Here is a 24,628-nt window from a genome sequence, read left to right as displayed (position 1 = left end):
CGCCGATTGCAACAGCGGCGCTAGTTTACTATTTTTATTATGTTAGGGGTCTTATGGATGTCGGACTGACTTCGGAGCAGCTGTCGCTGCGCGACACCGTGCGCGGCATCCTGCGCACCGAGTGTCCGCCCGATGCCGCCCGCCAGGCGATGGTAGACCCCGAGCGCTGGCGCGCCCCGTGGAAGACGGTGGTCGACCTCGGCTGGACGGAGCTCGCGGCCTCTGAAGCAACCGACTACGGACCCGTCGAGCTGGCCATTGTCCTCGAGGAATGCGGCGCCGCGATCGCGCCGATCCCCTTGCTCAGCAGCGTCGGGCTGGCCGCGGGCGCATTGCGGGCCACCGGCCTCGACTCGGTGCTCGCCGACATCGCCGGCGGCGCCGTCGCCACCCTGGCGGTCCACTCGAAAGGGTCTCGGCTGCCCAGCGCACCGATGACGTTGCGCGGGGGACGGCTGCGCGGGCGGGCGGTCGCGGTCCCCAACCTCTCGCGCGCCGAGCTGCTCGTCACGCTGGCCCACGCGGACAACGAGGTCATGGCCGTCGTCGCGCGCTGTGGTGACGGGGTGACCGTGCTGGCGGGCGAGTCGACGGACCCCGCGCAACCGGTGGCCGACGTCGAGGTCGACGCCCAGCCGTTGGCCGCCGCGCCGGTGGACCTCGAATCCGCGCTGACCACGCCGCTGGTGGCCGCGGCCGCCGATCTGGTCGGCGTGGCCGGCGCCGCCCTGCACCGCGCGGTCGAGCACGCGAAGACGCGGCGGCAGTTCGGCACGCCGATCGGTGCGTTCCAGGGCATCAAACACGCGCTGGCCGACAACCACGTCGGCCTGGAGCGGGCGCGCAGCCTCACCTACGCCGCCGCGGCCCGGCTCGCCGATCCCGACCCGGGTGACGCCTGGACCGCCGCCGCGCTGGCCAAGGCGGCGGCCGGCGAAGCGGCGGTCAATTGCGCGCGGACCGCGGTGCAGGTGCACGGCGCCCTCGGGCAGACCTGGGAGCACGACATCCACCTCTACGTCCGGCACGCCTGGCAGGGCGCGGCGATGCTGGGCGACAGCCGCGCGCTCTTCCACGAGGTGGGCCGCCGGTTCGCGGGGAGCAGCGGATGACCGCCGTGGAATCCATAGTCGACGAATTCGGCGCGTGGCTCACGGAATTCCTGCCGAAGGACTACTACGAGAAATACCGCGAATACCGCTGGGACTTGCCGCTGCGGCGTGACTACCAGCGGGCTGCCTTCGAGGCCGGCTGGATACAACCGACCTGGCCCCGCGAGCACGGCGGCCGCTCGCTAGGCCTGCGCGACGCGATGGAGGTTCGGATCGAGGCCGCGCTGCGATCCGCGCCCAAGCTGCCCAACATCGCCGGCCCAAACGTCGCCGCCCCTGGTATCCGCCAGTTCGGCACGCCCGCCCAGATCGAGCGGCTACTGGTTCCCCTGCTGCGCGGCGACGAGTGGTGGGCCTTGGGCATGTCCGAGCCGGAAGCGGGGTCCGATTTCGCCGGGCTGCGCACCCGGGCCGAGCGTGACGGGGACACCTTCCGGGTCAACGGTCACAAGATCTGGACCACCCAGGCCCACGAGTCGCGCTGGTGCACGCTCTACGTCCGCACCGACCCCGAGGCGCCGAAGCACCGCGGCATCTCCTGCCTGATCCTCGACCTGCAATCGCCCGGGGTGCGGATCGAGCCGATCCGCATGGCCTCGATCTCCGACGAGACATTCTGCGAGGTCTTCCTAGACGATGTCGAGATTCCGGCGGAAAACCTGCTCGGCCCGCTCAATGGCGGCTGGAACGTCGCATTGTCGTCGCTGCACCACGAGCGCCAGATGATCTGGATCATGAACTGGGTCGAGATCAAGCGCGGGCTCGACGCGGTGCGCGGCGCGCGTCCGACCGACGACATCTGCGCCGAGCTCGGCTCACTACTGGCCGACGCCGAGGCGCTGCGCGCCACCGGATACCGGGCCCTGGGCAACGAACTGGCGGGTCGGCCGAGCCCCGAGGCCGACATCATGAAGCTGCTCGGATCGGTTACCTTGCAACGCGTTTGGGAACTGGCCGCCGTCGCCAAGGGACAGGAGTGGGTCAGCGATCCGGATCTGCTCTTCGAACGCCAGGACGCGCTGGCCGCCACCATCTACGGCGGAACGTCGGAAGTGCAGCGCAACATCATCGCCGAGCGGCTGCTCGGACTGCCGAAGGGATGACTCGGATGGATTACGACCTCGGCGAGGACGCCGGACAACTCCGAAGTCACTTACGGGAGTTGATCGCCAACCACATCCCCGCCGACTTCCTCGGCGCCTGCACCGAAAACCCACAGGACCTCGCCACCACCGAGACGTTCTGCAAGCTGTTGGCCACCGAGGGGCTGCTGGCGTTGGCATGGCCGAAAGAGCATGGCGGCGGCGGGGGTTCGGTCTGGCAGCAGACCGTGCTGCGCGAGGAGATGTGGGCCCAGCACGAGCCCCGCGGCCCGCAGTACATGGGCATCAACTGGGTCGGCCCGGCACTCATGCGCTACGGCACGGACGAGCAAAAGGCCAAGCACCTGTCGGCCATCGCGTCCGGCGATGTGATCTGGTGCCAAGGCTTTTCCGAGCCCGAGGCCGGAACCGACCTCGTCTCGCTGCGCACCCGCGCGGTGCCGGACGGGGACGGGTGGCGCATCACCGGCCAGAAGGTGTGGACCTCGTACGCCCAGATGGCGTCCTGGTGCGTGCTGGCGGCCTGTACCGATCCCGACGCGCCAAAAGCCAAGCGGCTCACCCTGTTCCTGATACCCATGGACCGGCCCGGGTTCACCGTCCGGCCGATCCCATCGATGCTGGGACCGCATCACCTCAACGAGATGTTCCTCGACGACGTGCAGGCATTCCCCGGTGACGTCCTCGGCGAGGTCGGCGACGGCTGGCGGGTGATGCGGGAGGCGCTGGCGTTCGAGCGGGTCGGCATCGCTCGCTACGCGCGGTGCGAGTCCCTGCTCGACCGGCTGCAAAAGCAACTCGGCGACGGCTGGGACGCGCTGCCCGAATCGATTCGCGCCCGCTGGGCCCGGGCGCTGGTGGACCTGCGGGTGGCCAGGCTGCTGGCGTATCGGGCCATCTCGCTGCAAGACGACCCGTCGGCGGGTGCGGCGGCCAGCGCCGCCCGCATCGCCACCACCACGTGCGATCAGCTGGTCGCCGAGCTGCTGTTCGACGTGCTGGGCCCGTCCGCGCTTGACAGCGGCTCGTCGGCGCCCCTGCACGGGGCCATCGAAGACCATTGGCGCTACGCACAGGCCGCCACCGTGGCATCGGGCACCATCGAGGTGCAGCGCATGCTGGTGGCACGCGACGTTCTGGGAGGCCATCGGTGAAAACCGAACTGCCACAAGATATCAGCGACTACGCCGCCGTCGCCAGCAAGCGGCTCGCCCGGGTGGGCGGCCCACCGGCGGCGTTGCGCGCCGAGGCCGACGACGGCGTGCGCGACGCGGCACGCAGCGCCCTGAATGACGTCGGCGCGTTCGAACTGGACGTGCGGTCGGAGGCCGACGACTTGCTTGCCGCCGCGGTGCTCTGCCAGGCCGCCGGCGCGAACGCGCTGCCCTACCCCGTCGTGGAGGAGCTACTGGCGATCGACGGCGCCCGACTGACCCTGGTCAACCCCGAAGCGCCCCGCATCGACCACGGCGATCTGCCCGGTGACTGGATCGCCGCCGACCTGGACGGCCTGCGGTACCACCCGCAACCGGGGGTGCGAACGAACGCCAAGCTGGGGCCGTTTCTGGTGCCCGCCACCTTAAGCGCACCCGACGGAACCGTCCCGGCCGGCGACGTTAACCTTCATCTCGTGCTGGGATCATGGCGGATTCTGGGAGCCCTGCAGCAATCGCTGCACATCGTCACCGAACACGTGCGCGCGCGGGTCCAGTTCGGCCAGCCGCTGGCCGACTTCCAGGCAGTCAGGTTCGCGGTCGCCGACGCCGCCGTCGGGGTGCGCGGCCTGCACGAACTCGCGAAGTACACCATCTGCCGGCCGGAATCCCTTCCGGTGCAGGTTCGTTCGGCCGACGCGCTGGTCCTGCGATATAAGGCCGCGGACACGGCACGGCAGGTGCTGCGGACCTCGCACCAACTGCTCGGCGCCCTGGGCTTCTGCGACGAGTCCGACGTCAGCGTGCTCGACCGGCACACCCAACCGCTGATCCGGTTGCCGCTGAGCGCCGAGGCCCTCGCGCTGCGCCTGATACCCGACGTCCGGGACGGCCACCTGGAGACCCTGTTCAGCGGGCCGGTACCGGCGTGACGACCGAACGGATCGCGTCCGAGGCGGGTTCCAATCCGCTGGAGGAAGGGATCCCGTTCGGCGCCAAGCTCCAGCAGCTCGCCGAGGAACGCCCCGACGACGAGGCGGTGACGGTCGTCGCGCTCGACGGCACCGCAAGCACGTTGACCTTCGGTGAGCTCGACGCCCGCGCCAACCAGTGGGGTCGCGCGCTGGCGGCCGGCGGCGCAGGGGTCGGCTCCCTTGTGGCGCTGGCGATCCCGAATTCACAGCACCTGATGCTCGCCGCGCTCGGGTGCTGGAAGATCGGCGCGGTTCCCGTGCCCATGCACTGGGACCTGCCCGAGTGGGAGCGAGACCGGGTGCGCGAGGTCATCGACCCCGCGGTGGTCGTCGACGAAAAAACCCGTTGGGAGTTGGAGGCCCGGGCGGCCGCCGAGTCCGAAACCCCGCTGCCGCCAGTCGTTTCCCCTCACGCCAACGGCATTTGCAGCAGCGGCTCGACCGGTGTGCCGAAGGTGATCCTCAGCCTGGCGCCCTCGCTGTGGACGCCGCAGCACGGCGAGCCGTTCCTGTCGAACTGGACGCCGGTGGCCCAGCCGCAGACGATCATGGTGCCCGCGCCGATGTATCACACCAACGGCTTCGCCACGTTCTTTTTCCTGTTGGCCGGTGACCACCTGGTGGTGCTCGAAAAGTTCGACGCGGCACTCGTTTTGGACGTGATCGAACGCTTCCGGATCACCAACTTCACGGCCACACCCACGATGCTGGCGCGGATCGCGGCCCGGCCGGACGTCCGGCAACGCGACCTGTCCAGCGTCGTCTTCGTTTTGCAGGGTGCCGCGGTGATGCCGCCGTCGCTTATGCACACCTGGTTCGAGCTGCTGAGCCCGGAGCAAATCGTGACGGCGTACGGGATGACCGAGAACCTCGGACTCACCGCGCTGCGCGGCGACGAGTGGCTCGCCCATCCGGGCAGTGTCGGCCGCGGCTTTCGGGAGACCGAGATCCGGATACTCGACGCCGGAAGGATACCGCTGGGCCCCGGTGAACACGGCGAGATCTATCTGCGGTCACCGATGGCCGCGGGATCGCGATACCTGGGCGGGGCGGCGCCGCTGCCGTCGACCGACGACGGCTTCCGCTCTGCCGGCGACATCGGGTATCTCGACGAGGACGGCTACCTCTACATCGTCGATCGCCGGGTGGACATGATCATCACGGGCGGCGCCAATGTCTTTCCGGCGGAGGTGGAGTCGGCCCTCGCGGGCCACCCGGGCATCGCCGACGTCGTCGTCATCGGGCTGTCTGACCCGCAGTGGGGGCGCCGCGTGCATGCGGTGGTTCAGCCTGCCGACGGGGCGCGCCTCACCGAGGAAGAGGTGATCGAGTACGCGAAAAATCGGCTCGCCCACTATAAGGCGCCCAAGACCGTCGAGTTCGTCGATGCGATCCCCCGCACCGCGGCCACGAAAGTCAATCGCTCGGCGATGATCGAGTCCCGCGGCGGCTAGGGCTGCTAGCCGGGCCTGTCGACGGGGCACATGTACTTGTCCGCGAACCGCGCACACCCCGGCGGCGGCGGCTGATCGGGGCGATTACCACCGACACCGTTCGGCACGACATGCAACCACCCGCGGTCCTGGCACAAAAACGAGTCCCCACCCCAACCACCGGGCCGGACGGTGCCGTTGACGCACGGGTCGGCGTGCGCCACCGCCGGAACGCCGACAAACACCGAGACGATCACGGAGCACACCGCGACGAAGACCGCCCTCATAACCGTTTGATGCTAGTCGCACCGCCGCGACCTGCCCAGTAAGCCAACCGCCGCTCTCACGGGGCTCAGAGCCGGTTCACAACCCGCTCATTGCTGCGCCTGCGACATTGTGAACGTCGTTCAGCGGGGGCGAGATGGGGTCGTGGCCATGAGGAACCTTGCCCTGCCCGCGGTGATCGCCGTGCTCGTCGCCGCCGGGTCGCTGGCGGCGGCGCCGGCGGTCAAAGCCGACGTCGACTTTTACTGCAGACCCGGATGCTGGGGCGCGGCCGCGGGGTCGCTCTCGACCGGGGAGGAGTCCATCCGGCTCAACTACCGGACCCGGCATGAGGCGGAGGACGCCGCCGTGTTGTGGTGCGACGTCAAGGGAAAGACGAACGATTGCGAGGTCCTCGCGTCCGGATTGGGTTGCTTCTCGATCGCGGAGAGCAGGGACGGGAAGGTGTTGGCGGGGCGAGAGGCGCTCACCCAGGACGCGGCCGATGCGGCAGCGCTGGACGGGGCCGGACCGGGGTCGACGGTCGACCTGCGCGACTGCAATGGCTGACCGTTCCTGCATATCCCGCAATGCGCGGTAACCTCATTCTCATGGCTGAACCGACCGAGGAAGTCGAAGTGACGCGTGGTGACCGCTTTATCAAGACGGCCGTCGCGATCCTGGGCGAAACAGGGCGCACCGACTTCACCGTGCAGGAGGTCGTCGCGCGCTCCAAGACCTCGCTTCGCGCCTTCTACCAGCACTTCAGCAGCAAGGACGAACTGCTCCTGGCGCTGTTCGACCGGACCATCGCGCAATCGGTGCAGGGCTGGCGCGCCGAGACCAACGGACTGGACAGCACCGCTGCGCTGAAGCTGGTGATCGACCGCGTCAGCCAACAACCTGAGACGAGCACCCAGGACAGCCTCAACAGGGCGTTGAGCCTGTACAACCAGCATCTGGCCGAAACCCGCCCCCGCGAGTACACCCGGGTGCTGTCCCCGTTGCATCAGTTGATCCGCGACATCGTCGGGCAGGGAATCACGGAAGGGGTCTTCAACCCGGGACTCGATATCGGGGCCGCGGCAGCGATCGTCATGCAGACCATCATGGGCGCCCAACGGTTGCACTGGCTGGGCACCGAATTGATCGGCAAACCGATCGATGCCGGCCAGCTCTACGACTACTGCAGCCGCGCGCTGGGCATCCGGGAGACCGACGAGGAATCGGCCACGCCCACCTTGGGTGAGCTGTTCGCGCAAATCGGAATGCGGCCGGGCATCCACAACGGCGAATTCGCGATGACGATGCCGGTCAGCCCCAATGTCGTCAACACGTCCGGCGCCCTTCAGGGTGGCTTGATCGCCACGCTGGTGGACGTGGCGGGCGGGCAGTTCGGGCTGGATTATCTGCAGCAGGGCACCACCATGACCACCGCCGACCTCTTCATCCGCTACCTGCGCCCGATTCGGCAGGGCGCCGCGCGCGCGGTTCCCAGGATGCTGCGGTCCGGTCGGCGCGCGATGGTCATGCAGGTCGACATCTACGGCGACGGCGACGAGCTCGCCGCGACCGCGACCGTGAATTTCGCGATCATCAACGGGGCGACGCCGACCGGCCTGCAGGCCGACATTTAGGTCCCGGTACTTCTTGCCGGGCAGAAGTGGTAACGTCATTACCAGATACTGAGAACCACAGACTTCCGCAAGGAGATCGCCATGCCGTCTCGCGAACTTTCCTTCCCGGTGTTCGACGCCGACAACCACATGTACGAGCCGCAGGAGGCGCTGACCAAGTTCCTCCCGGACAAGCGCAAGAACGTCATCGACTACGTGCAGGTGCGTGGGCGCACCAAGATCGTGGTGCGCGGCCACATCAGCGAATACATCCCAAACCCCACGTTCGAGGTGGTCGCGCGGCCAGGGGCGCAGGAGGACTACTTCCGCAACGGCGCCCAGGGCAAGAGCTATCGCGAGATTCTCGGCGAGCCGATGAAGGCCATCCCCGCCTTCCGCGAGCCGGGCGCGCGGCTGGAGGTCATGGACGAGCTCGGCATCGACTACGCCCTGATGTTCCCGACCCTGGCCAGCCTGGTCGAGGAGCGCATGAAGGACGACCCGGAGATGACCCACGACGTGATCCACGCGCTCAACCAGTGGATGTACGAACAGTGGTCCTTCAACTATCAGGACCGCATCTTCGCCACCCCGGTGATCACCCTGCCGATCGTCGAGCGCGCGCTCGAAGAACTCGAGTGGGTCCTCGAGCGCGGCGCCCGCACCGTGCTGGTGCGCCCCGCACCGGTCCCCGGCTACAAGGGCAGCCGGTCGTTCGGGCTCGAGGAGTTCGACCCGTTCTGGCAGGCCTGCGTCAAAGCCGGGATCCCCGTGTCGATGCACGCCTCGGACAGCGGTTACTCCGAGTTCGCCAATGTGTGGGAGCCGGGCGACGAGTTCCTGCCGTTCAAGCCGACCCCCTTCCGCAGCCTGGTGATGGGCCACCGGCCGATCATCGACGCGATGGGCGCGCTGGTGTGCCACGGCGCGCTGTCGCGCAACCCCGAGTTGCGGATCCTTTCCATTGAAAACGGCGCGGATTGGGTGCCGGACCTCTTCAAGGGCCTCAAGGGCGTCTACAAGAAGATGCCGCAGTCGTTCAGCGAGGACCCGATCGAGGCGTTTAAGCGCTGCGTGTATATCACCCCGTTCTGGGAGGACCGCTTCACCGAGATCGTCAAGATGGTGGGAACCGACCGGGTGCTGTTCGGATCGGACTGGCCGCACCCCGAGGGCCTGAAGGACCCCATCTCCTTCGTCGACGAGCTGACCGACTTCGACGAGGAGGACGTCGCCAAGATCATGGGCGGCAACCTGATGAAGCTGATGAAGGTGTCCGCGCCCGGGAAAAAGCCGGTCTCAGCCTGAGCGGTCGGCGTCGTCGATGATCGAGACGACGCCCCTGGTCTCGAACACCGCGAGGCGAACGCCCGCGGGTGTTTGGTGGCCGTGCTGGCGCAGGATCGCGTCCAGGTCCGAGTGCGTGAGCCGGCAGCGTTTCAGGTTCGACTCATCGAGTTCGCCGTCGCGGATCAGCACCCGCACCGGCGGGTCTACCAGACGGCGCACCCACGGGACGAACCGCAGCCGCGCGACCAGGTCGTGGGCGGCGATCAAGGCGACGAGGGCGGCCGCCCCGGTTAACCACGAAGTGTCGGCGGCCGTCGCGGTTCGCCCGACAATGGCGCCCACCGCGACGGCGGTCACCCAGTCGAACGGCGTGAACTCGGCGATGGTGCGCCGCAACATGAGTCGGAAAGCCGTTGCGGCGGTGATGAATAACGCGAACGCCTTGAGCGCGGCGAAGGCCGCCGGTCGCCAGCCGTCGACGAACTGCAGCAGCAGATCCCTCACGTCGACGCGATTCGGGTTGGGCGGGGAACGCTCATGTGACCTGAGGTACCCCTCGACATCCGGCGTAACCACCGGACGTGCCGGGATAGCCGTTAGCAAACTGATGCAATGGGTACCTAACAAGCGTTGCTAATCTGAATATCTACGTGTGCAAACGCCATGCATTCGACCCGATTGTGTGACTGCATAGCGAGGTTCCGCGGGAAGGGACGGCCAGATGGTCGCCGAAATGGAGTGGGACAACACCGTTGGTGTGCCCGACGACGTTCGGCGTGTCTTCGAGAATGTTCCCGCCATGCTGGTCGGCCTGAAAGGGCCCGACCACCGGTTTATCGCGGTCAACTCGGCCTACCGGGCATTCAACCCGACCGGCAACCCGGTGGGAAAGCTTGCGCGCGAGGTCTTCCCCGAGCTGGAGAGCCAGCAGATCTACCAAATGTTCGACCGGGTCTACGCGACGGGCGAACCGCAAACCGGGACGGAATGGCGGCTGCAGGCCGACTATGACGGCTCGGGAATCGAGGAACGGTATTTCGACTTCATCGTCACACCTCGTCGTGGGGACGACGGATCGATCGAGGGTGTGCAAATCATCTTCGACGACGTCACCGTCCGGGTGCGGGCGCGGGAGGCCGCCGAGGAGCGGATGGAGGAGCTGTCCGAGCGCTACCGGCACGTCCGCGATTCGGCAACCATCATGCAGCAGGCATTGCTGGCCCCGTCGGTGCCTATCGTTCCCGGCGCCGATGTCGCCGCGGAGTACCTCGTCGCCGCGGAGGACACCGCGGCCGGTGGCGACTGGTTTGACGCGATGGCCCTGGGTGATCGGCTGGTGCTGGTCGTTGGCGACGTCGTCGGGCACGGCGTCGAGGCCGCGGCGGTGATGTCGCAATTGCGCACCGCGCTGCGGATGCAGATTGCGTTGGGCCACAACATCGTCGAAGCGCTCGAAGCGGTCGACCGCTTTCACGAACAGGTCCCCGGGTCGAAGTCGGCGACCTTATGCGTCGGTTCGCTGGACCTGGCGACGGGCGAATTCCAGTACTGCACAGCGGGACACCCACCACCGCTGCTTGTCAGCGCCGGCGCGGGCTCGCGCTATGCCGAGCCGACGGGTGCGGGTCCCCTAGGCAGCGGCACCGGATTCCCGGTGCGCACCGAGGTGCTCGAGATGGGCGACTCGGTCCTGCTGTATTCCGACGGTCTGATCGAACGTCCCGGCCGACCGCTGGGCGCGAGCACCGCGGAGTTCGCCGAGCTGGCCGCCAACATCGCCGCCGGCAGCCGCGGCTTCGTCATCGGTGCACCGGGCCGGCCGATCGACCGGATTTGTTCGGAGACACTGGAATTGCTGCTGCGGTCGACGGGCTACAAGGACGACGTCACATTGCTTGCGGCGCAACGGCGCACACCGCCCGAACCGCTGCGGATCACGCTGGACGCGACTATTCATGCCGCACGCGCGGTCCGCGCCGAGCTTCGTGAGTGGCTGTCGGAAGTCGGCGCCGACCTCGACGACATCTGTGACGTCGTCCACGCGGTTTCGGAGTTTGTCGAGAACGCGATCGAGCATGGGTACGCGACAATGGTTTCCGACCGGCTTTCGAAATGGATCGTGGTCGAGGCCGCGCTGGCCGGCGATGGCAACCTGCACGCCTCGGTTGTCGACCAGGGGCGGTGGAAGGACTACCGCGAGGGTGAGGGAGGCCGCGGGCGCGGACTGGCCATGGCCGAAGCGTTGGTGGACAAGGCTCAGGTCACCCATGACGACGGCGGGACGACGGCCAGCCTGACGCACCGCCTGTCGCGGCCGGCCAACTTCATCACCGACACGACCGTCAGCCGCTCAACCCGCCCACGATCCGTCAACTCCGAATTCGTCTCCTTGGTCGGCGAGGCCGGCCGCATCGTGGTCAGCGGGGATGTCGACGCGGCTACCGCGGCTACCCTGGACCGACAGATCGCGGTCGAAAGCCGTTCCGGCGTAGCGTCGTTGACGGTCGACCTCAGCGGGGTAACCCATCTCGGGTCGGCCGGCGTGAGCGCCCTGGCGGCCGCCCGCGACCGGGCGCGCACCCAGGGCGGTGCCCTCACGCTGGTCGCGGCCCCCGGAACCCCGGCACATCACGTCTTGTCGCTGGTCCAAATGCCCGTGGACAACAGCGATCGCTAAGCGCTCTCGCCATCGGGTAGGTCAGCGGCCCTGACCGTGCCGAACCTGATTGAAGGGCACCCCACGGTCGGCGGCGTATTCCCGGGGGAAGCCCAGCACCCGTTCGCCGATCACGTTGCGGGCCATCTCGGTGGTGCCGCCGCCGATGGCGACGTTCTGCCGGGACAGGTACCGCAGCCCGGCCTCGAGGCCTTCGCCGACTTCGCCCACCACACCGGCGCTTCCGGTGATCGCCATCGCGGCGTCCATGTCCATGGTCACCGTCTCGGAGTGAAAGAGCCTGATCAGGGTTCCCGCGGCGGGGGGCAGCACGCCATCCCGGACATTGCGGTAGACGTGATCGATCAGCTGCTCGCCGACCGCGCGCTGCACGAGCACCCGGCCCGCCATCTCCTGGATGCGTTCGTTGTCGGCCTGGCCCATCTTCTCGGCGAGCGCCACGTAGTCGACCGGCGTTGTGTGCCCGCCTTCGTGGCCGGCGCCACTGGCGAACTCCGAACCCTGCCCCACCGCGCGGCGTTCGTGGTACAGCTGGCGCGAGGCGACCGCCCAGCCGCCGTTGACCTCGCCGACGACGGCGTCATCGCCGACGTCCACACCGTCCAGGAACTCCTCGCAAAACTCGGTCGACCCGCTCAGCATGGTGATGCGCCGCAACGTGATTCCCGGATGCCCGATGGGTACCAGGAACATGGTCAGGCCTTCGTGCTTGGGCGCGTCCCAGTCGGTGCGCGCCAGACACAATCCATAGTCGGCGGCGAAAGCGCTTGTGCTCCAAGTTTTTGCGCCGTTGATGATCCAACGGTCGCCTTGGCGTTCGGCTCGGGTGATGACACCGGCCAGGTCCGAACCGCCGCTGGGTTCGGACAGCAGTTGCACCAGGACTTCATCGCCGCGCAGGGCGGCCGCGATGTGCCGCTTCTTCTGGTCCTCGGTTCCGGTGTCGAGCAGGGTGGCGCAGCAGATGGTGAACGTCGGGGTGTTCAGGATCAGCGGCATCTCGTAGCCGAGGGATTCGGCGTCGAATGCCTTCTGGTACTCGTAGTCCAGGCCTAGGCCACCGTACTCGCGGGGAAAGCAGATACCGGCGAATCCCCCCTCGTAGAGCCGCTTTTGCAGTTCGCGGGCCCTGTTCCAGGATCGCTCGTCGTCACGCGGTGCGGGCGGCGGGTTCTCGGGGTCGATGGCGGGTAGGTTGTCCGCCAACCACACTCGGGCCCGGGCCGCGAATTCGGCGACGGTTTCGGTGGTGGTCATCGGGAGTTCATCACCGATCGGGCCGCCCTCTCCGCGTCGTACACCCTCAGGTTGTGTTCCTCGGGCGTGCCGAACATGGAGCGGTACAACGTGACCCGCCTCAGGTAGAGGTGCAGGTCGTGTTCCCAGGTGACGCCGATGCCGCCGTGCATCTGAACGCAAGCCTGCACGATCCGGCCCGCCATCTCGCCGACATATGACTTGGCGATACTCGCCGACAAGCCCGCCTTGGGCGAGCGCGCGGCGACGTCGGCAACTGCCGCCGACGTGGTGGCACGACACGCTTCCAGCCACAACTTCATGTCGGCGAAGCCGTGCTTGAGGGCCTGGTAGGAGGCCAGCGGCCGGCCGAATGTATGCCTGTCCAGCGCCCATTGGACGGTGAAGTCGAACACCGTTTGCAGAATGCCGACCACCTCGGCGCACTGCAGCACCTGGGCGAGCTGGCTCTGCCGCCCGATCAGCGCGGCGGCCTCGGCGGGGCCGCCGACTGCGGCGGACCGTTCTACGACCACACCGTCGAAATCGACTTTTGCGTATTGCTTGACCAAGTCGACCGACTGCTGCGGCGTGATCCGGACACCGGGCGCGTCCGCTGGCACCAGGAACTGACGAACGCCGTCATCGCATCGCGCCACGACCAACAGCACCCTACTTTGCGCCCCGGCCTCGACACGGTCCTTGGCACCATCAATGCGGAAGCCGGACTCCGTCCGGGTGGCCGCCACCGAAGGATCCAGGGGAGCCCAGCCCCTGCCCGGCTCGCAAACCGCCCACGACGCCACGGTTTCACCGGACATTAGCGACTCGATGGTCTCGGCGTGCGCCTGCGGATCGGGGCACTCGGCGAGCGCCGCGAGCACGACGCTGACCGGATACAGCGGCCCGGGCGCCACCGTCTTGCCCAGCTGCTCGGCGACCATGGCCAGGTCCACGACGCCGCTGTCCGAGACGCTGCCGCCGCCCAACTCCTCCGGCACGAGGAGGGCCGTCCAGCCGAGTTCGGCGGCGCGCCGCCACCACGCCGGGTCGAAGGACAGTCCCGCGGCGTGCAGTTCGCGGACGCGACTCAGCGGCGCTTCTTTTTGCAGAAAGGCCTGGGTTGTGGACGCGAAGAGTATCTTTTCGGGAGAGTCGACAGCGGTCATGATGCCGGCAGATTCGAGAGGAAACGTGGGTGGTTGATCATCCGCCTGGTCGGTTCTCGTCGGAGTTCGCTGTGGATTCTGATGTTAGCAATGAGCAGTACGGTAAGAGATACCGGAGTCCAATCGATAATGATCATCACGAGCGGTAATCGCGGTGGCTGAGGCGAACGAAACGCCCGATCATTCGACCGCATCGGAGGCCGACGCCAGGGCGTTGCTCGAAGAGGCCGAGGCGGAGGCCGCCGCGGCCGAAGCGCGAGCCGCCGCGGCCCAAGCCCGCGCCCGCGCCGCTCGGCTGCGACGCGAGGCCCTCGGGTTGCCGGATCCCGACGAGTACGACGAGGCGGACGAGGATTACGCCGCGGACGAGGATTACGCCGATGACGAGGACCACTACGAGGACGACGAAGAATACGACGAGGACGACTACGACGAGTCGGTGACCGAGCAAGCTGCATGGCGGCGGCGAATGCCGCTGCTCGCCGCGATTGCGGCCGTCATCGGCATCATTGCCTTCGTCGGCTCCAGCGCATACATGGTGCTTCAACATCGCGACACCACCAGGCACCAACAGCGCGAAGCCGCCTTCGTCGCCGGCGCCAAGCAGGGTGTCCTCAACATGATTTCGTTGGACTTCAACAAGGCCAAGGCCGACGTCCAGCGCGTGATCGACGGCTCCACCGGCGAATTCCAAACCGATTTCCAGCAGCGGGCCAACGACTTCATATCGGTGGTCATCCAGTCGAAGGCGGTCACGGAAGGAACCGTGCATGCCGCCGCCCTCGAGTCCATGAACGACAACTCGGCGGTGGTATTGGTTTCGGCGACATCGCAAGTCACCAATTCCCCGCCGGGCAAGGACGAGCCACCGCGAATTTGGCGCCTCAGGGTGACGGTTGCCGATGTCGGCGGGAAATACAAGATGTCGAAAGTTGAGTACGTGCCGTGACCGAAGACGTGCGCGACATCGATTCGGCCGCACCGGAACCCACCGAGGGGCCGGCCGAAGGCAACCAGACCTCGGTGGCCGAGGAGCCAATCGGCGAGGAGCCCACCGACGACGTGGCCGACGAGGACGTGGCCGACGAGGAAGAGTCCACCGACGACGAAGAGCCCGACGAAGCCGCGACGATCGAGCGCCGCCGCCGCGCCCTCTCGCCCAGGGCCCGCAAGGTCATTGCGGCGGTTTTGGTTGCGCTGCTACTGATCTCGGGTGGCGTGGCGACGTGGCTGTACTTCGAGCAGTACCGGCCGGACCAACAGACCGACGCCGGCGTCGCGCGCACGGTGGTCAACGCCGCGACGGATGGAACGACCGCGGTACTGTCGTATTCCTCCGACTCGCTCGACCAGGACTTCGCGGCCGCCAGGACACACCTCGCCGGGGATTTCCTGTCGTACTTCGACCAATTCAGTCAGCAGACGGTGGCCCCGGTGGCCAGGCAGAAGTCGATGAAAACCAAGGCCAAGGTGACCGGCGCCGCCGTGTCGGAACTGCACCCCGATTCGGCGGGGGTTCTGGTCTTCGTCGATCAGGTCACGACGACCAAGGACAGCGCCCAGCCGTCGGTGGCGGTCAGCAGCATCCTGGTGCGCATGTCCCGGATCAACGACAAGTGGCTGATCACGAAGTTCACACCGGTCTAGCCGCAGCCCCTACATGGCGAACACACGGCGCAGCGTCTGGGCGTGCAGCGCCCGGTTCTCTTCGGAGACAACCCAATCGGGAACCAAAGAATCGAAGCCGTTGAATGTCGCTGCGATGACGTGCAATTCGGTGTGGACGTAGGCGTGCAGTAGCCGGTTGGCGTAGGCGATGGCTTCATCACGGCACGGGTCGATCTCGGAGCAACTGATAAACGTGGGTGGCAGCCCCTCGAGGTTGGCCCGATGCGCGGGGACGTATTGACCGCTCGCCGTGGTATGGCCGAGGTAGTGGCCCCAGGCCCGGCTCACGGCAGGACCGTTGAGGCCCGGCGTGCGCTGGAACTCCCGTCGCGAGGGGGTGGCATCGGAATCGAGCATCGGCTGGTGCAGGATCTGCACCAGCACGGGCGGGCCCTCCTCGTCGAACACACGCTGGGCCAGGCTCGCGACCAGCGCCGCACCGGCGTCGCGTCCCATCACCGCGATGCGGCTGGGGTCGACGTCCAGCTCGGCGCAGTTGTCCACGGCGTAGCGCAAGGCCGCATCCATGTCGTCCAACGCGGCCGGACACGGATTTTCGGGTGCGAGCCGGTAGTCGATCGAGACCAAAAGGCAGTCGGCGGCACGGGCCAGCTCCACGCAATGCGCGTGATCGGTGTCCAGGTTTCCCGTCACGAAGCCGCCGCCGTGGGCGTATACCACCAGGGGCGCGCAGGATCCCGCGCCACCGCGATATAGGCGAATGCCCAGCGGTTGGCCGTCCGGACCGGCGATCGATCGCGATTCCACGGCGACACCATCGGTTTGGACGGCCGCGGCCCGCTCGGCGGCCCGGGCGTCGGCCTCGTTGCGCTCCGCGGGCAGTGTCTCGGTGCGGAACTCGACGACACTCAGCTCGATCGCCGCATCACGCAGCACCGGGTCGATCCGGCTTAGGCCTTGCGGCCGCGTCAGGTTGGTCTGCGTCATACCCCTCCACTTCCGTCCGGGAAACCCTCTTCAAGGTAGACCTGCAATTCCATGTGGTGGAAGATGCGGTACCTATCACCGCGAAACGTCAGCAACCACGTGATCCAGCTGGTACCGGTGTGCGCAACATCGGATTCTTGCCCGGTGCAGCTCCATTGGCTCAGCAAAACGCAGCGCGCCACTCCCCCGGCCAACCCCTCGGCGGTCCATAACCGTGACGAGACCGTGGCGCGCTTCAGCCGACTGCCGATCCTGGCCCAGTGCCGATCGAGCTCGTCGGCGCCGACCAGCGGCACCGCATATTCGTCACCGATGTAGATCGGCCGCGGGTCGTGGCGCTCCCACAGGTTGGCGACGCCCGCGAAGTCCAGCGCCGACCACTTCTCGTCGTATTCGCCGACCAAAGCGGTCAGCCTGGCGGCCCGATCGGCCACCTCGTCACCGTTCTCCGGGGAGCGCCTTCACGGTCGCCGGTAGTCCGTACAGAGCCGTCGCGTTGCCGCGCATGATCCGCTCCCGTTGGTCGGCCGGGAATCGGTTGATCGCGTAGGTCGGCGAGTCGTAGCTCCAGTGCGGGTAGTCCGTCGAGAACATCAGGTTGTCGCCGAGGTCCATCAACTCCAGGTACTCGCGGAACTGCACGGTGTCGGCGTCTTCCAGCGGCTGGGTGGTGAACCGGACGTGTTCGCGCACATATTCCGATGGGCGGCGACGCACGTGGGGCAGGTCGCCGCGGCGCGCTTCCCAGATCCGGTCCATCCGCGACATCACCGGCATCGCCCAGGTGAAGCCGCCCTCCACGAAGACCACCCGCAGGTCCGGGTGGCGATCGAAGGCGCCGTCGAACACCAGGCTCATCAGGTGCGAGACGTACAGCAACGGCCACGAGGCGAAGAAGTCGTGCCAGTGCGCGGGGTTGCCGACCGGGTACAGCGGTATCAGTTCGAAAGGCGTCTGGCCCATCAAATGCGTGGCGATCGGGAAGCCGTTGCGTGCGGCCGCCTCGTACAGCGGGTCGAAATGCGGGTTGCCGAAAGGGATCCCACGCGTCTGCGGTGTCATCAGCACCTGGGCCATGTACGGATGTCCCGCCCACCGTTCCACCTCGTGGCCCGCCTGCTCCGGCGTCTGCGCGCTGACGCTGATCGATCCGCGCCAGCGGCCGTGCCAGTTGTACTTGTCCAGCCAGACGTCGGCGAGCCAGTCGTTGTAGGTCGATTTGAGCACGTGTTCGGCCTGCGGCAGTTGCGCGTCGCACATCGGCTCGAGCGTCGCGATGCTGACACCGGCGTCGAGAAGCAACTGCTTGGCGGCGAAATCCGGGTCGCTGCCGGCGACTCCGCCGCCGGGCGGGGCGGCGTCGAGGCGCAACGACATCGTCTTGTACGAATCGGGGGTGTCGTAGAAATGCGGGACGGGGCTGACGGCGTTGCCCGTCGGCCAGATCTTGTCCACCCATTCGGCGGGCGCGTAGGACTTGAGCACGTCGGCCGAGACCGGCAGCGGGTGCACGTCGGTGTCGACGATGGTGACCGCGATTTCGTCCTCTTGACCGGTTGGCGAGTCGAGTCGTTCGATCGTTGTCATCAGACGCGCTCCTTAAGCCCGTACAGCTCAATGGCATTCCGCCACAACACCTTGTCGCGTTGCTCGGCGTCGAGCCCCGCCGCACTCGCCTCCGGCGGCGACGTGGACCAGTGTGGGTAGCTCGATCCGTACATCAGCAGGTCGGACTTGCCGGTGAAGTCCATCCAGCGCCGCATCGCGCCGGTCTCGGTCGGCCCGTCGAACGCCGAGGAGCAGAACCGGACGTGGCTGGGCAGGTATTCGCTGGGATACCGGTCCACCCAGGGTGTCTGGTCGCGCATCGACAGCCAGAACGTGTCCAGCCGCCACATCAACGGGGTGAGAATGTCGTAACCGCCGTCGGCGAACACGAACTTCAGGCCCGGGTGCCGGCCGAACACGCCCTCGATGATGAGCGTGGCCAGGTGCACGAAGTAGTTCAACGGCATGAACGCCGCGTACCCCGGGTAGGTGTGCGCGTGCCCGGCGAAGGTGGGCGGGTGGTCGACGCCGTTGCCGCCGTTGATGTGCACCGCAACCGGCAGCCCGTGCGCGGCGGCGGCCTCCCAGATCGGCTCGAACATCGGTTTGCCGTACGGCTCGCGCGACTGCATCGGAACACCCACCTGCACCAGCTTGGGGTGACCGGCCAGGCGCTCGATCTCGGCCACCGCGCCCCTGACGTCCTCGGGGTTGACCCGGATGGTGCCCCGAAAACGGTCGGTGGTGTCGGGCTCCAGCCAGCGATCGAGCAGCCAGTCGTTGACCGCGGCGCAGATGCGACTGTTGAGCAGGTAATCGGCGATGTTGCCGCGGGTCAGCGGGTTGAGGATGGCGTAATCGACGCCCATCTCGTCGAACAGGTGCCGGGCCATCGTTTCGGGATCCGAGCCCGGGTAGTGCTCGCCGTAGAGGTCCGCCCGGTAGTCGCCACCCGGCGCCTGATACCACTGCTGCTCGACATCCGGGATCGAGCGCAGCTGATGCGCGGCCGGGAGATAGCGTCGTATCTCGGCGTTGTAGCGGAAGTGTGGCTGCACGTTGGTGTCGATGATCATGGGGTTCATGCCGTCAGGAACACCTCACCGTCGGTGACGTCGACCTGGTAGGTGCGGACGCGCCGCCGCGGATCGGCCAGGTTTTGACCAGTAGTAACGTCGAATTCCCAATTGTGCCAAGGGCATCGAACGATCTGCCCATCACGAACGCGGCGCATCCCGTCGAGCGATTCGGGGGCCGATTCGTTGGTGCCGCCGATCAGGCCAAGGCACAAGGGGGCGCCCTCGTGTGAGCAGTAGTTGACGATCGCGTAAAGCTCACCGTGCACGTTGTAGACGCCCACGCCGAACTTGCCGACGTCGACCAGTTTCATCCCGCCGGGCGGCAGCTCGTCGAGCGAGCACACGAATCGCCGGTTGGCCACCTGGGAATCACCGCCTTCTCGGGTCAATACTGTGCGCATTACGGTAAAGACCACAAGCCGTTGGGCTTCGTTGCTATTTATACTATGATAGTCATATTCCCTCGGCACAGATATCCGCCCTTATCGGTGGCTCAGGAGGAGCGCGAATGACGCTCGGCACGGATCCGGACGGCCAGCCCGTCACCCTCGATCTCACCGGGGAAACCAGCCCCTACCCGTTCTTCGAGTACATGAGGCGCACCGATCCGGTCTGGCATGGTTCCCTGGCCGACCACTCGCTGATGCCCGAGGAACTGCGGCCGAACGACGAATGGGTGTTGTTCGGCTACGACGGGCTGTTTCAGGCGTTTCGTGACGACCGGGTCTTCACGTCGGCGAGCTACGACAAGACCATCGGACTGGTGATGGGTCACACCATCCTGGCGATGGGCGGCAAGGAACACCACGACCACCGCAGCCTTGTGGCCAAGGCCTTCCGGGCCACCGCGTTGGAGCGGTGGGAGCCCTCGGTCATCGGGCCGGTATGCGACCGGCTGATCGATGAAATCAAGAATGACGGCCACGCCGACCTGGTCAAGGCGCTGACGTTCGAATTTCCCACCCGGATCATCTCGGTGCTGCTCGGGCTCCCTCCTGAGGATCTCGACCTGTTCCGGCGGCTGTCGCTCGACCTGATCTCGATTCCGACCGACATCATGGCCGGGCTGAACGCGGCGGCGGAGCTGCAGGGCTACTTCCTCGAGCAGGTGGAACAGCGGCGCCACAAGCTCACCGACGACATCATCGGCGACCTGGTGGCGGCCGAGATCGACGGCGAGAAGCTCACCGACGAGGCGATCATCGCGTTCCTGCGGCTGCTGCTGCCGGCCGGCCTGGAGACCACGTATCGCTCCTCGGGCAACTTGCTGTACCTGCTCCTGACCCACCCCGAGCAACTGGCGATGGTCCAGCAGGATCGGTCGCTGATCCCGGCCGCCATCGAGGAGGGCCTGCGGGTGGAGACGCCGTTGACGATGGTCATGCGGACCACCACCCAGGAAATCGAAATAGGCGGCAAGACAATCCCGGCCGACGCGCAGGTCGATATGTGTATGGGCTCGGCCAACCGCGACGAAACCCGTTGGCCTCACCCGAACACCTTCGACATCCACCGGCCGCGCCACGCCCACATCGCGTTCGCCGCCGGCATCCACATGTGCCTCGGCATGCACCTGGCCCGGCTGGAAACCCGGGTCATGCTGAACAGCCTGTTCGACCGGGTCAAGGATTTGGCCCTGGTGCCAGACGACGGAAGCGGCCAGGAGTCCAAGATCGTCGGGCTCACCTTCCGGTCCCCCAACAAGCTCCCGGTCACCTTCGCCCCGGCCGCATGAAAAGCCGGGCGGCGATCCTGCACGACGTCGGCGGGCCGTGGTCTGTCGAAGAATTCGAGTTGGACCCGCCGCGTGCCGGCGAAGTCCTGGTTGAGCTGGCCGCCGCCGGGTTGTGCCACTCCGACGACCACATACTCAAGGGCGACATGTCGGCGCCCAACGAGGTGATGCGATCCATGGGCCTGCCGACGATGTTCCCGATGATCGGCGGGCATGAGGGCTCGGGCATCGTGCGTGAAGTCGGCCAGGGCGTAACCGATTTCGAGTCCGGCGACCACGTGGTGATGTCGTTCGTCGCGGTGTGCGGGCAGTGCCGCTGGTGCGCGACCGGGGTCGAGTACCTCTGCGACGTCGGCATCGGCACCATGGTCCCGGGGATGCCCACCGACGGCACCTTCCGCCACCACACCTCCGATGGCCGAAACCTCGGCCACATCGCAAAAGTCGGCGCGTTCGCGCAACACACTGTGGTGTCGACGAATTCGCTCGTCAAGATCGAGCCGCACCTGCCGCTGGCGCCGAGCGCCCTGCTGTCGTGCGCCATCCCGACCGGCTACGGTTCCGTCGCGAACCGGTCCAACATGCGCGCCGGCGATACCGTCGTCGTGATCGGCGTCGGCGGCATCGGCACCGGAGCGATCCAGGGCGCCCGGATCAACGGCGCCGCACAGATCGTCGCGGTGGACCCCGTTGAGTTCAAACAGAAGTCGGCGTTGCAGTTCGGTGCGACGCACAGCGCCGCAAGCGTGGCCGAGGCTTTGGACCTGGTGCGCGGCCTGACCTACGGGGTGATGGCCGACGCGGTGGTGGTCTCGCCGTCCTTGATAACCCCGGAGGACGTGCGCGACGCGGTGCAACTCACCCGCAAGGGCGGGACGTGTGTGCTCACGGGGATGACCTCGCAGTTGACCCGTTCGGTCAAGATCGACCTGCAGGACTTCATCCTGATGAACAAGACGCTGGCGGGCACCATATTCGGCTCGTGCAACCCCAAGGCGGACGTCGCAAGGCTGGCCAGGCTTTATGAGACCGGTCAGCTGCAGCTCGACGAGATGATCACCCGGCGCTACCGGCTCGACGACATCAACGACGCCTACGACGACCTGCTCAACGGCAAGATCGTCCGGGGCATCATCGATTACGGGATCAGCTAGACCCTGCCGCCCATACGTTGATTGTGAATCGTGGGCATCGTAAGTGAGCTCTGGGCGGGCAAATCGCCGAAACCCCGCCCTGGGCACACATTGAAAGCCGCCACCGCACACTCAAAACCCTGAATACACTCTCGGCGCAACTATTTGCCTTTGCCGCCCATCACCCGCTGCGTTTGACCGTACGCGTCGATCGGGCTGTGCAGTGCCAAGCCGCCGTCGGCGTGCACGACTTGACCTGTCACCCAAGGCAATTCCAGGACACCGACGATCGCCCCGGCCACGTCGGTGGCCTCACCGAGGCGGCCGAGCGCCGTCCGCTCGGACAGCCCTTCCACCCAGCCCGGCAGTTGCTCCGGTTTGGCCAGCATCGGTGTGCGGGTGACACCCGGGCCCACGGCGTTCACCCGGATGCCGTGCCCGCCCCATTCCGCGGCGGCGACCTTCACCAGCATGTTCACGCCGGCCTTGGACACGCAGTAGGCGCCCATGTCGCGGTCGGCGAGCGTGCCGCTGATGCTCGACACCGCGACGATGGAGCCGCCCACGCCGGCGTCGATCATCGCCCGCGCCCCGGCGCGGATGGTCAGCCAGGTTCCGGTGAGGTTGACGGCCAACACCCGTTCCCATTCCGCGAGTGGCTGTTCGAGCAGCATGCCCGACGCCCCGATTCCCGCACACGTCACCATCCGGGTGGGCACACCGTGGTCGCGCACGGTTTGTTTCATCGCCGCCGACACCGCGTCGGGATCGCTGACGTCGCAGGCGATGTCGCCGCCGGACAGGTCCCACACCACCACGCCGTGACCCGCCTCGCGCAGCCGTGCGGCGACCTCACGCCCGATGCCCGACGCGCCGCCGGTCACCAGGGCCGTCACTGCGGGGATCCGATCAGCTCCACCAGGACCCCGTCGGGCGCGGTGATCACCGCCATCGGGACGGTCTTGCCGCCCGGGGCCGGCACGCCGATGCGGCGGACGCCGTCGGCGAAACCCAATGCCGCCAACGTGGTAAGCGTCTCGTCGACCTCGCGCTGCAGGGACAGCAGGAAGAATCCGTGCCGCGGTCGCCCCGCTGGTGCTGAACCGTCGTCGGCGCCGTCGAAGACGACCAATTCGACGATCCCGGTGTCGGGGGCCTGCGGGTCGCCGAGGAATATCGAGCGCAGCCGATCGGTCTTGGCGCCGAAGAGTTCTGGCCAGTCCCCGGTGAAGGTGTGGTCGAACAGTTCGGCGAATCCCAGGCCGTCGCGCCAGAACTTCGTCGAGCGTTCGACGTCGGAGGTGCAGATCGCGGCGTGGTGAATACCCGGCATACGCTCAGATTAGGCGTCGCTTCAGTTCGAATGCGAGACACGTCTTCTGGACGCGCCGGGCCGATCATTCGACACGAATTCCGGCCCGGCGTCGTAACCAGGGCGGCGTCAGGACTGCCTGATCGCCTCGATCTCGAGAGTGACAGTCACCTTGTCACCGACAACGGCGCCCCCCGTTTCCAATGGCAGGTCGATGTCGATGCCGAAATCCTTGCGGTTCAACACCACCGACGCCTCGAAGCCGGCGACTTCGCCGTGGCCCATGCCCGGATTGACACCGAAGAATTCGAGGTCCAAGGCGACCGCCTTGGTAATGCCCTTGATGGTCAGGTCGCCGCGGAGCACGTAGCTATCGCCGTTCGCCTCCACCGAGGTGGAGGTAAATGTCGCGACCGGGTACTTCTCCACGTCGAAGAAGTCGGTCGACTTGAGGTGGGCGTCGCGTTGGGCGTTGCCGGTGTTGACGGAATCCACCGCGATCTCCGCGTGCACGGAGGGCGTGCCGTCCTCGGCGACGGCGATCGCTCCGCTGAAGTTGCCAAAGCTGCCTCGTACCTTGCTGACCATCAAATGGCGTACCCAGAAGTTGATCGAGGAGTGCACCGGGTCGATCGCCCACGTGCCGGAAGTGACCTGCGTCGTTGCGGTTGCAGTCATGTTTGTCCGTCTTTCCTGTTCAGGGCGGCGGCCTGCCCGACGCCTTCGCAGGACTAAGCGGACCGTAGTCCGATTTTATTCCTCGCTGGTCGATGGCGTTACCGCGATCCGGGCCCACCCGTCGCGGTGGCCGGGGATAGCGCGGCAACCTGGTCCGCCAGGTCCGACAGCGCCCGCGCGGTCGCCAGCTCCTCGCGGGCCTCGCGCACCAGACGGTCGGCGGGGTGACGGTAAGCGACCCCTACCCCGGCCAGATGCGCGCTACCCCATCGCAGTTCGACCTTCGCGCATGTCCTTCCGTGGTGCTCGTCGAGCGCTAGCGTGATCATCGGTTGCGTAGCAGAATTCGGGCGACTGGCGTGGTACATGCACCGATCATGCTGCGGGACAGAGTCACTTTCCCGCTCATCGAGCGGCGTGCCGCGTACTGATGACTTTGGTCCCACCGGCAACTGCCAATGGCACTTCACGGTGCCGTGCGAGCTCGAGCGTCACGCCA

At 66.9% G+C, this 24,628-nt stretch carries 26 protein-coding genes; 13 read left to right on the top strand and 13 right to left on the bottom strand.

The features are described from left to right. Positions 1-53: 53 nt before the first annotated feature. From AWB92_RS02075 to AWB92_RS02055, 5 genes are read left to right on the top strand one after another with little or no spacing between them, the layout of a single operon-like run. Positions 54-1,112, top strand: coding sequence for an acyl-CoA dehydrogenase family protein (locus AWB92_RS02075; protein ID WP_085183845.1), 1,059 nt, complete (start codon positions 54-56; stop codon positions 1,110-1,112). Continuing rightward, on the top strand, positions 1,109-2,215 hold the full coding sequence (locus tag AWB92_RS02070) for an acyl-CoA dehydrogenase family protein (RefSeq protein WP_085183844.1): 1,107 nt from the start codon (positions 1,109-1,111) through the stop codon (positions 2,213-2,215). The genes AWB92_RS02075 and AWB92_RS02070 overlap by 4 nt, the downstream gene beginning before the upstream one ends. Then, a complete protein-coding gene (locus tag AWB92_RS02065) occupies positions 2,212-3,369 on the top strand; it encodes an acyl-CoA dehydrogenase family protein (RefSeq protein ID WP_173817325.1) in 1,158 nt (385 codons plus the stop codon). Before AWB92_RS02070 ends, AWB92_RS02065 begins: the two co-directional genes overlap by 4 nt. After that, complete coding sequence (locus AWB92_RS02060) at positions 3,366-4,301, top strand: acyl-CoA dehydrogenase family protein (RefSeq protein WP_085183843.1); 936 nt, start codon at positions 3,366-3,368, stop codon at positions 4,299-4,301. The genes AWB92_RS02065 and AWB92_RS02060 overlap by 4 nt, the downstream gene beginning before the upstream one ends. Continuing rightward, positions 4,298-5,797 carry a class I adenylate-forming enzyme family protein gene (locus AWB92_RS02055; RefSeq protein ID WP_085183842.1) on the top strand — a complete coding sequence of 500 codons (1,500 nt, stop codon included), beginning with the start codon at positions 4,298-4,300 and terminating at the stop codon, positions 5,795-5,797. Before AWB92_RS02060 ends, AWB92_RS02055 begins: the two co-directional genes overlap by 4 nt. A 5-nt stretch (positions 5,798-5,802) precedes the next feature. Here the strand turns inward: AWB92_RS02055 and AWB92_RS02050 are convergent, their stop codons facing one another. Further along, the gene (locus tag AWB92_RS02050) at positions 5,803-6,063 is read right to left on the bottom strand and encodes a hypothetical protein (protein WP_085183841.1); all 261 of its coding nucleotides are present in this window, start codon (positions 6,061-6,063) and stop codon (positions 5,803-5,805) included. A gap of 148 nt (positions 6,064-6,211) precedes the next feature. Between AWB92_RS02050 and AWB92_RS02045 the strand changes: the two genes are divergently transcribed. The 3 genes from AWB92_RS02045 (at position 6,212) to AWB92_RS02035 (ending at position 8,964) form a co-directional block, all read left to right on the top strand. Next, positions 6,212-6,610: a DUF4189 domain-containing protein gene (locus AWB92_RS02045; protein ID WP_085183840.1), complete on the top strand. Its 399-nt coding sequence runs from the start codon at positions 6,212-6,214 to the stop codon at positions 6,608-6,610. Positions 6,611-6,651: 41 nt separating this feature from the next. Continuing rightward, positions 6,652-7,677, top strand: coding sequence for a hotdog fold thioesterase (locus AWB92_RS02040; protein ID WP_085184065.1), 1,026 nt, complete (start codon positions 6,652-6,654; stop codon positions 7,675-7,677). 81 nt (positions 7,678-7,758) lie between these two features. Continuing rightward, the gene (locus tag AWB92_RS02035; protein ID WP_085183839.1) at positions 7,759-8,964 is read left to right on the top strand and encodes an amidohydrolase family protein; all 1,206 of its coding nucleotides are present in this window, start codon (positions 7,759-7,761) and stop codon (positions 8,962-8,964) included. On the opposite strand, the gene AWB92_RS02030 is transcribed toward AWB92_RS02035, so the two are convergent. Then, complete coding sequence (locus AWB92_RS02030) at positions 8,956-9,450, bottom strand: YetF domain-containing protein (protein ID WP_142281900.1); 495 nt, start codon at positions 9,448-9,450, stop codon at positions 8,956-8,958. The two genes, AWB92_RS02035 and AWB92_RS02030, sit on opposite strands and share 9 nt — an antisense overlap. A gap of 217 nt (positions 9,451-9,667) precedes the next feature. On the opposite strand from AWB92_RS02030, the gene AWB92_RS02025 reads away from it, so the two are divergent. Beyond that, complete coding sequence (locus tag AWB92_RS02025) at positions 9,668-11,623, top strand: SpoIIE family protein phosphatase (RefSeq protein ID WP_085183838.1); 1,956 nt, start codon at positions 9,668-9,670, stop codon at positions 11,621-11,623. 21 nt (positions 11,624-11,644) lie between these two features. Here the strand turns inward: AWB92_RS02025 and AWB92_RS02020 are convergent, their stop codons facing one another. Together AWB92_RS02020 and AWB92_RS02015 are read right to left on the bottom strand one after the other, a co-directional pair. After that, on the bottom strand, positions 11,645-12,880 hold the full coding sequence (locus tag AWB92_RS02020) for an acyl-CoA dehydrogenase family protein (protein ID WP_085183837.1): 1,236 nt from the start codon (positions 12,878-12,880) through the stop codon (positions 11,645-11,647). Next, complete coding sequence (locus AWB92_RS02015; protein ID WP_085183836.1) at positions 12,877-14,028, bottom strand: acyl-CoA dehydrogenase family protein; 1,152 nt, start codon at positions 14,026-14,028, stop codon at positions 12,877-12,879. Before AWB92_RS02015 ends, AWB92_RS02020 begins: the two co-directional genes overlap by 4 nt. Before the next feature lie 154 nt (positions 14,029-14,182). Here AWB92_RS02015 and AWB92_RS02010 point away from each other — a divergent pair, with 154 nt between their 5' ends. After that, the gene (locus tag AWB92_RS02010) at positions 14,183-14,977 is read left to right on the top strand and encodes a hypothetical protein (protein WP_085183835.1); all 795 of its coding nucleotides are present in this window, start codon (positions 14,183-14,185) and stop codon (positions 14,975-14,977) included. 182 nt (positions 14,978-15,159) lie between these two features. After that, positions 15,160-15,675 (top strand): hypothetical protein, encoded by a 516-nt coding sequence (locus AWB92_RS02005; RefSeq protein ID WP_346962939.1) that lies wholly within the window; start codon positions 15,160-15,162, stop codon positions 15,673-15,675. A gap of 9 nt (positions 15,676-15,684) precedes the next feature. On the opposite strand, the gene AWB92_RS02000 is transcribed toward AWB92_RS02005, so the two are convergent. The 5 genes from AWB92_RS02000 to AWB92_RS01980 are packed head-to-tail and all read right to left on the bottom strand — an operon-like array spanning position 15,685 to position 19,672. Then, positions 15,685-16,644 carry an alpha/beta hydrolase gene (locus tag AWB92_RS02000; protein WP_085183833.1) on the bottom strand — a complete coding sequence of 320 codons (960 nt, stop codon included), beginning with the start codon at positions 16,642-16,644 and terminating at the stop codon, positions 15,685-15,687. Beyond that, positions 16,641-17,078: a hypothetical protein gene (locus AWB92_RS01995; RefSeq protein WP_085183832.1), complete on the bottom strand. Its 438-nt coding sequence runs from the start codon at positions 17,076-17,078 to the stop codon at positions 16,641-16,643. The genes AWB92_RS02000 and AWB92_RS01995 overlap by 4 nt, the downstream gene beginning before the upstream one ends. Positions 17,079-17,082: 4 nt before the next feature. Beyond that, on the bottom strand, positions 17,083-18,231 hold the full coding sequence (locus AWB92_RS01990; protein ID WP_085183831.1) for an amidohydrolase family protein: 1,149 nt from the start codon (positions 18,229-18,231) through the stop codon (positions 17,083-17,085). Then, positions 18,231-19,268, bottom strand: a complete 1,038-nt coding sequence (locus tag AWB92_RS01985; RefSeq protein ID WP_085184063.1) for an amidohydrolase family protein — start codon at positions 19,266-19,268, stop codon at positions 18,231-18,233. The genes AWB92_RS01990 and AWB92_RS01985 overlap by 1 nt, the downstream gene beginning before the upstream one ends. A gap of 5 nt (positions 19,269-19,273) precedes the next feature. Next, the gene (locus AWB92_RS01980; protein WP_085183830.1) at positions 19,274-19,672 is read right to left on the bottom strand and encodes a Rieske (2Fe-2S) protein; all 399 of its coding nucleotides are present in this window, start codon (positions 19,670-19,672) and stop codon (positions 19,274-19,276) included. 107 nt (positions 19,673-19,779) lie between these two features. Between AWB92_RS01980 and AWB92_RS01975 the strand changes: the two genes are divergently transcribed. Both AWB92_RS01975 and AWB92_RS01970 read left to right on the top strand, forming a co-directional pair. Next, complete coding sequence (locus tag AWB92_RS01975; RefSeq protein ID WP_085183829.1) at positions 19,780-21,006, top strand: cytochrome P450; 1,227 nt, start codon at positions 19,780-19,782, stop codon at positions 21,004-21,006. Further along, entirely contained in the window at positions 21,003-22,160 is a 1,158-nt protein-coding gene (locus tag AWB92_RS01970) for a Zn-dependent alcohol dehydrogenase (RefSeq protein ID WP_085183828.1), read from the top strand. The genes AWB92_RS01975 and AWB92_RS01970 overlap by 4 nt, the downstream gene beginning before the upstream one ends. Positions 22,161-22,300: 140 nt before the next feature. On the opposite strand, the gene AWB92_RS01965 is transcribed toward AWB92_RS01970, so the two are convergent. The 4 genes from AWB92_RS01965 to AWB92_RS01950 form a co-directional block, all read right to left on the bottom strand. Then, a complete protein-coding gene (locus tag AWB92_RS01965) occupies positions 22,301-23,035 on the bottom strand; it encodes an SDR family oxidoreductase (protein ID WP_085183827.1) in 735 nt (244 codons plus the stop codon). After that, entirely contained in the window at positions 23,032-23,472 is a 441-nt protein-coding gene (locus tag AWB92_RS01960) for a VOC family protein (RefSeq protein WP_068130008.1), read from the bottom strand. The genes AWB92_RS01965 and AWB92_RS01960 overlap by 4 nt, the downstream gene beginning before the upstream one ends. 108 nt (positions 23,473-23,580) lie before the next feature. Next, a complete protein-coding gene (locus AWB92_RS01955; protein WP_085183826.1) occupies positions 23,581-24,129 on the bottom strand; it encodes a YceI family protein in 549 nt (182 codons plus the stop codon). Between the two features lie 98 nt (positions 24,130-24,227). Further along, a complete protein-coding gene (locus AWB92_RS01950) occupies positions 24,228-24,458 on the bottom strand; it encodes a dsRBD fold-containing protein (protein WP_085183825.1) in 231 nt (76 codons plus the stop codon). Positions 24,459-24,628: the final 170 nt, after the last annotated feature.

The sequence above is a fragment of the Mycobacterium sp. IEC1808 genome, assembly GCF_002101935.1.
Taxonomy (GTDB): Bacteria; Actinomycetota; Actinomycetes; order Mycobacteriales; family Mycobacteriaceae; genus Mycobacterium.
The sequence above is the reverse complement of the archived record's forward strand: the minus strand, read 5'-3'. Positions and strand labels throughout refer to the sequence as shown.